Source organism: Flavobacterium sp. HBTb2-11-1, assembly GCF_009826975.1.
In the GTDB taxonomy this organism is placed as follows: domain Bacteria; phylum Bacteroidota; class Bacteroidia; order Flavobacteriales; family Flavobacteriaceae; genus Flavobacterium.
The window spans coordinates 1-12,528 of the sequence record NZ_WUMO01000002.1; the positions used below are offsets into that span (position 1 = coordinate 1).

The 12,528-nt window shown below is 33.5% G+C and carries 11 protein-coding genes; all 11 read right to left on the bottom strand.

Features of this window, described 5'->3' with window-relative positions:
• Positions 1–47: 47 nt before the first annotated feature.
• Positions 48–536 carry a hypothetical protein gene (locus tag GR162_RS05060; protein ID WP_160781235.1) on the bottom strand — a complete coding sequence of 163 codons (489 nt, stop codon included), beginning with the start codon at positions 534–536 and terminating at the stop codon, positions 48–50.
• A gap of 4 nt (positions 537–540) precedes the next feature.
• Positions 541–2,265 carry a sodium:solute symporter gene (locus tag GR162_RS05065; RefSeq protein ID WP_160781236.1) on the bottom strand — a complete coding sequence of 575 codons (1,725 nt, stop codon included), beginning with the start codon at positions 2,263–2,265 and terminating at the stop codon, positions 541–543.
• Between the two features lie 114 nt (positions 2,266–2,379).
• Positions 2,380–4,911 carry a PIG-L family deacetylase gene (locus GR162_RS05070; RefSeq protein ID WP_160781237.1) on the bottom strand — a complete coding sequence of 844 codons (2,532 nt, stop codon included), beginning with the start codon at positions 4,909–4,911 and terminating at the stop codon, positions 2,380–2,382.
• A 234-nt stretch (positions 4,912–5,145) separates the two neighbouring features.
• On the bottom strand, positions 5,146–5,658 hold the full coding sequence (locus GR162_RS05075; protein WP_160781238.1) for a hypothetical protein: 513 nt from the start codon (positions 5,656–5,658) through the stop codon (positions 5,146–5,148).
• 197 nt (positions 5,659–5,855) lie between these two features.
• Positions 5,856–7,520: a hypothetical protein gene (locus GR162_RS05080; protein WP_370516230.1), complete on the bottom strand. Its 1,665-nt coding sequence runs from the start codon at positions 7,518–7,520 to the stop codon at positions 5,856–5,858.
• 247 nt (positions 7,521–7,767) lie between these two features.
• On the bottom strand, positions 7,768–8,868 hold the full coding sequence (locus GR162_RS05085; protein ID WP_160781240.1) for an AI-2E family transporter: 1,101 nt from the start codon (positions 8,866–8,868) through the stop codon (positions 7,768–7,770).
• Positions 8,869–8,970: 102 nt separating this feature from the next.
• A complete protein-coding gene (locus GR162_RS05090; protein WP_160781241.1) occupies positions 8,971–9,501 on the bottom strand; it encodes a mechanosensitive ion channel domain-containing protein in 531 nt (176 codons plus the stop codon).
• Between the two features lie 10 nt (positions 9,502–9,511).
• Positions 9,512–10,096 (bottom strand): Maf-like protein, encoded by a 585-nt coding sequence (locus GR162_RS05095; protein ID WP_160781242.1) that lies wholly within the window; start codon positions 10,094–10,096, stop codon positions 9,512–9,514.
• Entirely contained in the window at positions 10,089–11,015 is a 927-nt protein-coding gene (locus GR162_RS05100) for a geranylgeranylglycerol-phosphate geranylgeranyltransferase (protein ID WP_160781243.1), read from the bottom strand. The genes GR162_RS05095 and GR162_RS05100 overlap by 8 nt, the downstream gene beginning before the upstream one ends.
• Before the next feature lie 84 nt (positions 11,016–11,099).
• Positions 11,100–11,627 carry an HAD family hydrolase gene (locus GR162_RS05105; RefSeq protein WP_008468944.1) on the bottom strand — a complete coding sequence of 176 codons (528 nt, stop codon included), beginning with the start codon at positions 11,625–11,627 and terminating at the stop codon, positions 11,100–11,102.
• The gene (locus GR162_RS05110) at positions 11,611–12,372 is read right to left on the bottom strand and encodes a Rossmann-like and DUF2520 domain-containing protein (protein WP_160781244.1); all 762 of its coding nucleotides are present in this window, start codon (positions 12,370–12,372) and stop codon (positions 11,611–11,613) included. Before GR162_RS05110 ends, GR162_RS05105 begins: the two co-directional genes overlap by 17 nt.
• Positions 12,373–12,528: the final 156 nt, after the last annotated feature.

Genomic DNA, 12,528 nt, shown 5'->3' on the forward strand with positions numbered 1-12,528 from the left:
CCCCGCCACAAAAGGATGCCGCTACCATCAGGGCTAGGTCAGTAGTTTTATTTGCGACACTCTTTTTTAATTAATGAAAGAGTCTGTTTGTTTACAATATCTGCTGCTTTAGATAAAAATGTAGGACTAGTACATTCAGCGTAGCTAATGTATACTATATGGTTGTCATCGTCTATACTTTCGTTTTTCTTTTTAGTTTCAAAAGAACTATCTAAACCACTAACCAAATAAACTGGATTTCCTTCTTTAAATAATTGAGTAGCGATACCTATTAGTCTTTGCTCTCCAGCTATTTGTAAATCAGTTTCCTTATATGACAAAAGAAATGAACAAGTAATTAAAGAGCAAAACATTGATTTATTAATTTCAGGATATTTTATGAATATTTCATTTCCCTGATTTAAATTCTCGAAACATTTAGTGTACAATTGAGTAGAAATGGAATTGTCTTCAACTACATTAGAATCATCATTATTTTGACTTTCTACATAAGAGAATGAAAAAAATGATACTAATAACAGCAGTTTTCCGATCATAATTTTATTCAACTATTAATTCATTTTCATTCGAGTTTCCTTTGAAGAATAAAAATTGAAGCAATAAAGCCAAGACAATCGTCAAGATTGCTCCAATAAAATTAAGCCATAAATAACCCAATTTTTCTTGGTTGTAAACCATAAAATAGTAGATTACAAAAATAGTAAGCTGACTAATGATAGCACTAATAAACATTGGTTTTGCTTGAACTTTCTTGGTATAGAAAGCGACAAGGAAGATACCTAAAACGGTTCCGTAGAAGATAGAGCCAATAATATTTACAAGCTGAATTAAGTTTTCAAATAAAGTTCCCACACAAGCAAAAAGTATCGCTACAATTCCCCAGAAAAGAGTGAAAAATTTAGTCACATGCAAATAATGTTTCTCCGATTTTTCTTCTTTCTGATTTCGTTTGTAAATGTCAATTGCAGTCGTAGAAGCCAAAGCTGTCAAACCAGAAGCGGTAGAAGACATGGCTGCCGATAGAATAACGGCCAATAGCAATCCGATAAGACCTTTTGGCAAATAATGCAGAATGAAGTGGAAGAATACATAATCTTTATCATTCGTTTCAGAATTGCTGTCGGCTCTCGAAATGATTTCTTTGGCTTTATCGCGTAGATCTTTTTCTTTGTTAGATAAGGCAACCAATTCTTTACGCAAAATTGGATTGTCGTAATCTTGGTTTAGCTGATCGATATACAGTAAGTTTATCACTTTTTTATCTTCTGAAAGTTTTACCAATTTTTCTTCTAAGACATGATATTCTTGTTTGTAAGGAGACTTCTCAATTGCTATTTTATTATTCGGATTAAAATTTAAGGGCACGGGATTGAATTGGAAGAAAACAAAAACCATAACTCCTGTCAAAAGAATAAAGAACTGCATTGGTACTTTAAGCAATCCATTCATAATTAATCCCATTTGACTTTCACGAACCGATTTCCCTGATAAATAACGTCCCACTTGTGATTGGTCTGTGCCAAAATAGGCGAGGGCCAGAAAGAAACCACCTGTGATACCGCTCCAAAAGGTATATTTTTCTTCGGGATCAAAAGAAAAATCTACAATATTCATTTTGTCATTTGCACCAGCGATGTGTAGCGCGCTGTTAAAAGTCATATCGTTTGGAAGATAGTGCAGAATTAAGAAAAATGTAATAAACATTCCAGACATAATAACAAACATCTGCTGTTTTTGAGTTACGTTTACCGCTTTTGTACCGCCAGAAAAAGTATAAATAATTACCATAACTCCAATGATAATATTCATTACAGTCAAGTTCCATCCTAAAAGAGCAGACAAAATAATGGCTGGAGCATAAATAGTTAATCCTGTTCCTAATCCTCTTTGAACCAAAAACAAAATTGCTGCAAGCGAACGTGTTTTAACATCAAATCTTCTTTCTAAAAATTCGTAAGCCGTAAAGACTTTGCTTTTATGGTAAAGTGGAATAAAAGTCAAACAAATGACAATCATAGCAATTGGCAATCCAAAATAGAACTGTACAAACCCCATTCCGTCGTGATAAGCTTGTCCAGGCGTAGACAAGAAGGTAATCGCACTGGCTTGTGTAGCCATTACAGAAAGTCCTACAGTGTACCAAGGCGTTTCGTTATTTCCTAAAATGAAATCTTCTACGTTTTTACTGCCTCGGGTTTTCCAAGAGCCGTATCCAACAATAAATAATAAGGTTACAATAAGTACGATCCAGTCAAATAGCTGCATAGGTTATGAGTATAATTGCATGATTAAAAGAAAAATAGCTATGTAGATCGCATTAACTACCAATACATAAGTGTAGCTTTTTTTCCATTTTTTTGTTTTTTTAGCTTCCATATTTTATTGCTTTAAATCTTGTTTTGGAGCTTCAATGGGCTGTTTGAGAGAAATAATATTCGATAGTAATCGATATGCTCCAGAAACACCTTCTGGTAATTCTCTAAAGAAACTCAAACCGGTGTAAATATAGTATCCTTTTCCATACGGCGCTACAAGTAAAGCTCCGTCTTTTGCAGATTCTCCTTTGTCATGCGATGAAATAATAGGAGTGAAGGCAGGATCGTATTCGTTTGGATAATATAAACCTTGTTCTTGTGTCCAGCCTTGAAAATCTTTTTCAGATATTTTATTTGGTGTATTTAAAACAGGATGATTTGGCGCTAAGAATGTAATTTTAGCATTTTCTTCTGTTACGCGATCGTTTGACAGTTTTAACGGATATGGTGCAATTTTATCAGTAACCAGTTTGCCATTTGTATTGTACTGTACGATCATGTTTTTACCGCTCTTGACAAAATTGAAAAGTATATTTTGTTTGTTTGCCAAAGCATTTACCGTATTGTAGGCACGAACTCCTGTAATTACAGTGTTGAAAGAATCTAGCTTTTGAGGCGTAATTTCTTCTGGTTTTAAAATAGAAACTTTGTATCCCATTTGGGTTAAACTTTCAGGCACTTCGTCGCCCGCACCCATGATATAAGCAATGGCATCTCCAGAAATTTTCAAATCAATTCTAATGCATTTTGATTCCGCTGGTTTTAGAACCATTTGCTTGGTAATATGAGGAAAATCAATAATGGTTTGGTCTTTATCAAAACGTTTATTGTCAACAATGGCAACACTTTTTGCCGTAACTTCTTCAGGATTAACTGGAGGTGTTACTTCAAAATAAAAGATTTGTTCTGTGCCTTTTTTGTCTAAAGCAAACGGAATTTCTTTTGGAGAAACATTCCAGCTTTTTGGCAATTCTAACTGCAGATTTCCTTTTACGTCGTCTTTTCCAGCGCGAATTTTTACTGGAACCATTTTGCTTTTGGTGTTTCCAAAAATCAAAACTCTTTCTGGGATAGAAGTAGTCACTTCTGGAACAATGTCAAGGAAATTATACATTTCGCCTTTTACGCCATCATTGTATTTATACACAACAGTACGTTCAAATGGAATTTCAACATCGTTGATTTTTACATTAAAAACTACTTTTGTGTCTCGTATAATATCAGGAATACCAATATTTTCTTGATTCGAAACGGTATACATTCCGACTGTTGCTTTTTCTTTAAGCCAATAAGGCTGAGTGTATTCAATATTGTTTGAAAGCTGTAACTGCAAATTGATTTTCTGATCGTTATTGTTTTTTAAAACGATATTTTGAACTGTTGTCTTATTATCTGGAAGAGTTGTTACGCTAACTAACTGCATTCCAACTGCGCATCTGTTAATCGCTTCAAGTGTTAGTTTAATAGTACTTCCTGGAGTTGCTTCTTGTTCATTGGCAACAGCTTCAAGATATAAACCAGAACAAGATGCAATAATGTTTTTAATGGCTGCCGATTTAATTTCTTTCCAATGTGTATCGTCTAAAGCTTGAATCATGGCATAAGCTTTAACTAAATCTGGAATACTTGCAGAAGGATTGCTGAAATCGTATTTTGAAATAATTGAAGAAATTAAGTCTCCAATTGGTTTTCCGTTTTTAACACGGTTCCAACTTGTGTCAATTCCATCAAATAAATTATCACGCTCTTTTGGAGTTTCACCATTTATAAGTTCTAAATATTCTGTTTCTTCACCACGAACCCCTGTGCTACCAAAACCTTGCGATTGATGGCGGCTTCGGCTTAAAGCAGCAATTTCTTGATTCGATTTTCCAATTCCAGTATAGTAGACACCAGTTTCTAGCTTTGTGAATTTAGATTTGTTAGCAGCATCAAATTTTTCCTGGCTTCCGTAAAACCACCAAGATGGATTAAAGAACTGTCTCTTTACCTGCCAAGGAGCAATATATTTTAGCTGTTCAGGATAAATTTTAGGATCATTTGTCAATTTGAAACTTTCAACGCTCAGCATTGCAGACGAAGTATGATGCCCGTGCGTTGTACCTGGAGAGCGATGGTCAAAACGATTGATGATAATATCTGGTTGGAATTTTCTGATTGTCCAAACTACATCGGCAAGGACTTTATCTTTGTCCCAAATATCTAAAGTTTCGTCTGGATTTTTAGAAAAGCCAAAGTCATTCGCTCTAGAGAAAAACTGTTCTCCGCCGTCAATTTTTCTGGCTTCAATCAATTCTTGAGTTCTAATAACACCAAGCAATTCACGTAATTGAGGTCCGATTAAGTTTTGTCCTCCATCACCGCGGGTCAATGATAAATAACCTGTTCTGGCGTTCATTTCATTGGCTAAATACGAAATCATTCTAGTATTTTCATCGTCAGGATGTGCGGCAACATACAATACAGAACCTAAAAAGTTTAGCTTTTTGATTTGATTGTAAATTTCAACCGAATTTGGTTTTTGTGGCTGTTGTGCAAATGAAACCTGAAAACCGATAAAAAATAAAAGAAGGATCTGAACCTGTATTTTTCGCATGGTGAGTGTTAGATGTTTTTTTGAAATTATTTCAAAAATAGTAATTATTTTATGTAAGATTATTTAAATGAATTGTTAACGCTCAATAATTATACCTTTCTTTAATTCGGAAAAATAAAAAATTGGTTTCTTAGACGCTTTTTTTTAAAATAACATCTAGACTAAAATGCTATAAAAAAAAGAGAGTATCAAAAAAATGATACTCTCTTGTATTAATTACTAATAATTTAGCAGTTATCTTCTTCCGTGTCCGTGGCCATGGTCGTGATCATCATCGTGATCGTGACGGTCATGTCTTCCATGGTGTTTATCGTAGTGTTTGTCATAACGTTTGTAATCTCTTCTGTCATCATAGCCATATACAGGTCTTGGTTTGTATGGTCTTTGTGGCGCTCCATGGTAACCTCTATAGTATTTTACTTTATGACGGTCAAAGTATACATAAGGAGTTCTGCCATGATAATCTGTTAAAACAACTTTATAACCTCCATACAAGTCGTAATTTCTATATTGTCTTGGCAAGTAAGTTGTTCTTACCCATCTTCCTCCTCCGAAATAGATAAATTGAGCAGCACGAACATCGTAGTAAGCTTCAATATCTGGAAGATAATAATATTCCATTTCTGAATATCCTACTGGTCCCCAAGCTGGTGGAGTACCTATATTTACATTTACTGATACTTGGGCTTGTGTGGCGTTTGCAACCATTAGAAATAATCCGGCGATTGCTAATTTTATCGTTTTCATCTTTTTTGTTTTTTTTAAATGTTAATCTTGAATAGGGATATTCATATACTGTGCCAAAAAAAACAAACAGATGTATTTTATCGGATAAAAATGCATTTCGTCGAATAGGTTATCACTAAAAATAGTTTTAAGATATTGATTTACAATAGTTTTTTTGATATTTTGAAAAATCTAAAAAAATAAAAAAATAAAAAAAATTATCTGTAATCGACAACTCTAGGCTTTGCAAGTTCAAAACTTTGAAGCCCAAAATCGGTTGTTTCAAAAGTATTTGTTTTGAAAACATTGTCTCCTTGTTGCGGAATACTTGGATAGTAAGACAGTGAAAGCTGGAATGAACTGAAAACTAAGTAGTCATTACTAATTAATAACCCCACAGTAAGTTTAGAATAAGACTTGCTTTTAGTCATTGCCATTTCTGGACTTCCCAATACTGCAATTGAATAATTGAAAAATGGGTTTAAACGGAATCCTAATAAAGCATGCGGAGAATAGGTCTGAGTTTGAAGCGATAAAACGGCTTTGCTGGTTCCGTACAAATAACTGTTAAATCCGGCAAGTCCATTTTGTTCATTTATATTTAGTTGATCTCCAATAATATCATCTCTATTTATACCAATGACAACTTTCGGATTTACGAATTGTCTAATTTTCCAATTTCCAATTCTGTATAATTTTGTAAAATAATTGGACTCAAACAAAAATGAGGTCTGATAGGTTTTGGACTGATGAAAAAATGTTCCTGCTTCAAAATTCATACTCAGAAAACCTAAACGGTAATAATTTCCAAAAGAAAATTGAGCCCCAACATAAGGCCGCCAGAAAGTATTCTTGTACTGATAGCCGAAAGTTACGCCATAAATTCGTCCAATCGGAACGTCTTCTGTCTGTCCGTTTCTGAAAATATAACTGTCTTTGATAAATTTTCTCGTGTTCAACCCAATTCCGCTGAGAATTAATTTTTCAGAAGAATAAAAATGATTTGGGTCATAAAGGTCTGAAGGCGATTCGCTATAGTTGACATTTAAAAAACGTGCAGTGGTGACAAGATTTGTTATCGCTTTGTTACTGTCCTCAAACATTTTAAAAGCATGCCCAACCCAAACATCTTGCGAAGTATATTTTTTTGGCTGATAAGCAAATGTAGAATCAGGAGCTTGAAGCGTATCTTTTCTAAAACTTTCGTCCATGTAAAAACCGCCGGCCCATTTCGTCAGAGGAGAGTAAAAGTCTCGCTCTATATCTATGCTTTTAATATAATTATTGTCTAAATCCATATTGTAATGGAGAACCGTTCCAATATAAGTATTTTTAATATTCGGAACTGTGTACGTCACTTCATTACCATTTTGGCCGTCATCAAAACGGTTGGTGAAACGGTATTCTAGCTGTTGTCCTGTGCCAAAAAAATCTTTTTCCTTAAATCCAACCGAAACCTGATTGCTGGAAATAGAGAACCTCGGAATCGTGCTCCAAGAATCTAGAACTCGAATCGTAACATCAACAGAATCTGATGCTTTTCCAACGCTTTGGTTAGAAATTCTAACTGCTGTTACGTAACGTTGAGCACGAATTAAACGTTCACTCTCTAGAATTTTATAGGTATTATAAGGTGTGTTTTTCTTAAAAAGCAATAAATTTTGAATGGCAATTTTTTTGGTTTTTAAGTGGAGGCGGTTACCCATTCGTTCTCCCCAGTTTTTAGGTATTTGATTAGTATCAGCAACCGAATAGCCGAAAGGATCTAAAGTGATAATATTGATTTTTCGAATAATTTTCCCTTCGTAGTTTGTAGAATCTAAAGGAACAAGCAGTTCATCTTTTTTCTTTGGCTTTTTAGATCTAAAAAATAATTTATGCATCGTCTGCGTAAACTTATTTTTTTTAGAATAATTTCTAATTTTTGTATAGATTTCCGTAGTGTCTTTGTCTTTTTTTGGCTCTTTTTTATTTTTATCTACCTGGGCATGTCCACTTTGTAAAAAAAAGCAAAGCAAAATAAAAAACAGTATTTTGTTATTTAAAAACATTCGGTAGTTCTCTTCTAATAGGTTTAAGCTTTATGAATATAAGGAATTAATAAATGCTATGCTAGCATAACGCTTTATTTTAATTTTCTGTTGTGATTTTTCTTTTTCTCCAGACGAATTTTCTCGGAACGTGATTTCCCATCAAATATCCCCAAGCAGAAAGGGATTCAATTCGGTCAAAAATAATCTTGAGAATAGCAAGAAGTGGAATCGCTAAAAACATTCCGGCAATTCCGGCAGCAGCGCCTCCAACGATAATTCCCATAATAGAAACAAAAGCGTTTATTTCTACTTTAGAATTGATAATTAAAGGAACAAGAAGATTATTATCAATAAACTGCACAATAATGTTTACAATCAGAATTCCAAGAATTACAGATGTTTCTCCAGATCCTGTCAACGATGCCAAAACCGTAATGATTCCTGCAATTGTGATTCCGATGTACGGAATCAAATTTAAAATTCCTGTAATTAATCCGAGAAGGACGAAGTATTTGATGCCAATAATCCACAAACCTAAACTGGTTAGAACAGAAACAACGATCATTTCTATAATTAGACTTACGATATAATTGTTGATTGAAACTTTTATTTGAGATAAAATATCTTGCAAAACAGCGTGATTTTCCTGTTTGATTAATTTGGCAAAAAACAGTTTGAAGTGTTCTTTGTAAATCAAAAATAGAAAGGTGTACACAACCATAATTGTGCTGTCTAAAAGGACATCGCTCATAGAAACTATAAAAGAACCCAGTTTTGCCTGACCATTTTTAACGGAGTCTTTTGTAACCGAATCCAGATATTTTTTCTGTTCTCCTATGCTTACCTGGAAATTTTCTCTTATAAATTTATGAATTTCAAGAATAAAAGAATTTGCATTTTTTTTTATGGTATGAAAATCATTTGCCATATAAGTTACTTGGTAAGAGATGAAAACCAAAATTCCGACAATGACAGATATAAAAATAATTAGACAGACTATTGCCGCCAAATGTCTTGGAAACTTGAATTTTGTGTTTAGAAAAGTAAAAATCGGAAGCAGTAAAACGGCAAACAAAAATGCCATTAAAATAGGAGTGAGAATATCTTTTCCGATGCAAAAAATGAATGCAAAACAAATTAAGGTAACCAGAATAAAAGAAAGTTTTGCATAAAATGGTAATGTTATGGGCCGAGTCATTTTTATTTTTATTTAGCTGAATGTATTAAACAAATATTACATTTTATTTGTCTTTTTCTGTTCCAGCTTTTTGACTGCCCGTTATAAAATTCCCATCAAAACTTAATCAAAAAACTCGCGTTCTTCGTACTTCGCAGGAATTATTGAAATTCCTTTTTGAAGCAATAAATTATTAGGGAAAATAATTTTTTCGCCCTCTTTTGTTTTTAAGCTTACATGAAAGGTATTAATATCTTCAATTTCAGCTTCTATGGGGAAATCCTTATCGTGTATTTTAATGGTATCTCCAATTCTGAAAGGAAAAGAAAAGAATAAAACCATTCCAGAAGTAATATTGCTCAAAATAGACCACTGAGCAAACATAGCCACACCAATAACGGTTGCAATAGAAGAAATTGTAATAAAAATATCTTCTGTTTGAACTCCCCAAATTACAATTAAAGTGGTTACAACCAATATATTCATTAAAATATTAATATACTTAATAACTAAATTGGTGCGATGTTCAAATAATTGGCTTGTAGCTGCAAAACGTCTTATCAGTTTAGCGATTACCATACGTAACACAATCAAAACCCCAATAAGAATGATGGTGGCTATTATTTCTCGGCTATACTCTTTAAAGGAAAACATAATTGGTTTTTTACACTAATGTAGTCAAAAATTCATAAACTTTGGCTGTTGGAAGTCCCATAACATTGGTATATGAGCCTTCAACTTTTGCAACTGCCATAAAACCAAACCATTCCTGTATCCCATACGCGCCAGCTTTATCATAAGGTTTGTAGTTTTCGATATAATATAAAATAGCTTCATCTGATAAATCGTTGAAGGTTACTTTAGTAATATCATGCAAAAGAGTAGAGGAGTCTGCCGTCTTAAAACAAACAGAAGTAATTACGTCATGTGTGGTATTGGACATCGATTTAATCATAGCGAAAGCTTCTTCAGCACTTTTTGGTTTTCCTAAAGCTTTGTTCTGATGCCATACAATCGTATCGCTTGTAATTAAAATTTCATTTGCTGCCAGTTCGCCCTCAAAAGCATTTGCCTTTAATTCGGCAAGATAATCTGTGATTTCTACTGCTTTTAATTCCGGAGGATAGATTTCTTCAACGTCTTTTAAACGAATTTCAAAATCAAGATCTAAATCCTTAAAAAACTGCTGTCTTCTTGGAGAACCTGAAGCTAAGATAATTTTATATTTTTTTAATTTTTCTTTAAGCATTGTATTTGATATTTAAAGCGATAACTAAGATTGATAAAATTCCGAAGAACAAAATAAGTTTTAAAATGCTGCTTAAATGATGAAAATCTTTTTGAGATTTTGCAGTGAATATTTTGACAATAAAATAAAGCAAAGGTGCCAAAACTGTCGCAAAAGCATAAAATACCGCTATATAAAGCTTATTTTGCATAAAATAAGTATTGCAGTAAAGCCCTGATAAAATGAAGGCAATAATCGCAAAACCTAAAGCTATTTTCGCTGCTCGACTAACTCCAATTGCAACTGGTAAAGTATTCATACCCATATTGTAATCGCCATTTACATCTTCTATATCTTTTACAATTTCACGAATAAAATTGATCATAAAAGCAAATATGGCATAATCGGTTAGAATAGAAAAAAGGCTAGCCATTTGTGCTTGATTTTCGCTTGTAGTAGCTGGAAAAAGATCAAAAACGCCAATAATTAGCACGCTAACCGCCAAAAGTAATGCTACAACAAAATTGCCCAAAACCATGATCTGTTTCAGCGTTGTGGCATAAAAATATAAAAGTGATGCAATTAAAATAAAAAGCGATGCGAAAGTCGGTCTCATAATAATATTCGATAGAATAAAACCGATTGCAACCCCAGAAATATTTAAACCAATATAAATATTATAAGCGACTGTTTCCGTAATTCCTTTTCCAACTACAACATCATTTGGTTTGTTGATGCTATCAGTTCCAACATCATAAATATTATTGATAACATATCCGGCCGCAGCCAATAATACAGTGCTTAAAACTAATAATCCGTATTGCCAGTCAGCCAATGCCAGCGGAACTTCCTGCTGTTTTAAAAAGGCATAACGGAATAAGAGCTGCATAAAAGCAAGCATTAAAAGGTTTTTATAACGAATGAGTTTGAGGAATTTCATTTTTTTTAAGGTTCTGAGATACTAAGGAGCTAAGGGGCTAAGTTTTTTTAATGTAACTGCAAACTGCGACTGCGACTGAAAACTTTAATCGTGCTTACCGTTAAAGTACTCCATCCATTTTCCTTGCACTTTCATTACTTGTTCGATAACATCTCTGGCAGCACCGCGTCCACCTTTTACGTGCGAAATATATCGGCAGATTTTTTTTATTTCTGGACTTGCATCTTGAGGACATGTCGGTAGTCCAACCAATTTCATGACATGAAAATCAGGAATATCATCTCCCATATATAACACATTTTCAGGTTTTATATTATGAGTTTCAGTATAGGCTGTAAAAGTTTTTACTTTATCTGGAGTTCCTAAATGAATGTCTGTAACGCCTAAATTGCGAAGACGAATTCGTACGCCTTCATTGCTTCCTCCAGAAATAATGCAAACATGATAACCGCTTTCGATTGCCGCTTTCATTGCAAATCCATCGCGAATATTCATTGTTCTTAGCATTTCACCTTCATTGGTTACAAAAACAGAACTGTCTGTAAGTACGCCGTCTACATCAAAAACAAACGTTGTGATGTCATTCATTAATTCTTTATAACTTTTTGCCATTATGCTGTATAGATTGTGTTAGGATTTTATAGATGTTTTTTTTGTTTTCGTCTTGTAAAAAAGCCAGATGCGCTTCGATTGTGTTAGAATCATGGCGTATTGCTGGCCCTGTTTGGGCATCAATAGGATCGAGTGTGTTGATTTTATCAGCAGTTTCTTGAATTAATGGTCTTAAAACAGCAAAAGGAAGTTGATTTTCTTCACAGATTTCCTGTCCCATCTGGTACAAATGATTCGTAAAATTGCTCACAAATACAGCTGCTACGTGAAGCGCTTTTCGCTGTTCTGAACTGATTGAATAAACTGCAGTTGAAACGCTTTTTGCAATAGTTTCCAAAAGTTTAAAATCGGCTGTGTTTTCTGCTTCTAAGCAAAAGGGAACTACAGAATAATCGATTTCTTTATTTTTAGAAAAGGTTTGAAGCGGATAAAAAACACCCCGTCGATTTTTAGGATTTAATAACTCAATAGAAGATGTTCCAGAAGTATGAACCACAAGTTGATTATTAAAAGGAAGCTGGTCTGAAACTTCTGAAATCGCATTGTCTGAAACTGAAATAATGTGTAAATCAGCAGGTTCTAATGCTGCAAAATCAGTTACAATCTTTTCAGAATCAATTAAATGAAGTAAGGCTTCTTTCTTCCGTGAAAAAACCTCTTTAATTTCAACAATTTTGCTGGCAGAAAAAGCCTTTATCAAATGCTGCGCAACATTGCCGGAACCGATTATTGTTATCTGAATCATGAAAGCAAAATTAGTATTATTTTTTTTAATCAAGAGTCTATTGGTTACTGATAATGCATTTTTGAAGTTTTTATTGCCTTTTGTTTTTTGTTAGAATTCTAAGACAATTTGAATAAAAAGAACGAATCAAAAAACGCATACTGATTTTGTAAGTTT